Source organism: Arthrobacter sp. Y3223164 (genome assembly GCF_059091005.1).
The window spans coordinates 1-771 of sequence record NZ_JBNHGF010000715.1; the positions used below are offsets into that span (position 1 = coordinate 1).

At 69.0% G+C, this 771-nt stretch carries 1 protein-coding gene and 1 pseudogene; both read left to right on the forward strand.

Translation table 11 applies throughout. The features are described 5' to 3' along the window. Positions 1-350, forward strand: a pseudogene (locus tag AC5RUJ_RS17575) (16S rRNA (cytidine(1402)-2'-O)-methyltransferase); the annotation flags it as partial. Between the two features lie 219 nt (positions 351-569). Beyond that, positions 570-771, forward strand: a 202-nt coding sequence (locus AC5RUJ_RS17580; RefSeq protein ID WP_494156420.1) for an aldehyde dehydrogenase family protein, incomplete at its 3' end; no start/stop codon positions are given.

Sequence of the window (771 nt, forward strand, 5' to 3'; positions counted from 1 at the left end):
GGCTGGCGGCCATGCTGCGGGCCCTCGACGCCGGATTCGGCCCGGGCCGGCGGGCGTCGGTCTGCCGGGAGCTGACCAAGCTGCATGAAGAAGTGCTGCGCGGTACGGTCCGGGAACTGCTGGAGTGGGCCGAAAGCCATGAGGTCCGGGGCGAAATCGCCGTGGTGGTTGCCGGCGCGACGGAAACAGCGCCCGAACAGCCCGAAGACCACGTGGACGGCGTCAACGCGCTGGTGACGCAGGGTGCCCGACTCAAGGACGCCGTCGCCGCCGTCGCGGCCGATGCCCGGGTGAGCAAACGCGAGCTCTACGCCGCGGTCCTGGCCGCCCGTGCTCCCGGCGGGCGCTGACTCTCAGCGAAGCGGGTGCCGCCGGATGTCCTGGATGTCGTCATCTGCACGCTCTGTGACCCTCACCCGGCCGCCGGATTGGTATTGTCGATCTGCACAGTAGGTGCCGTGGAACGTAGTGCACCCTCGCATTTACACCCGTGAAGCGGAGCACCTACCGTGAAGGAAAACGGGCAACTGCGCCCACGGACACAATCCCGAACACTTGGAGGCACCGCCATGGCTGAAACCGCAGCCCGCGAAGCAGAACTGCTCGCCAAAGTACCCACCGGCCTGCTGATCAACGGCGAATGGCGCGACGCATCCGACGGCGGGACCTTTGACGTCCACGACCCCGCCACCGGCAAGGTGCTGGCCACCCTGGCCTCGGCCACCAGCGAGGACGCGCTCGCCGCCCTCGACGCCGCCGACAGCGCGCAGG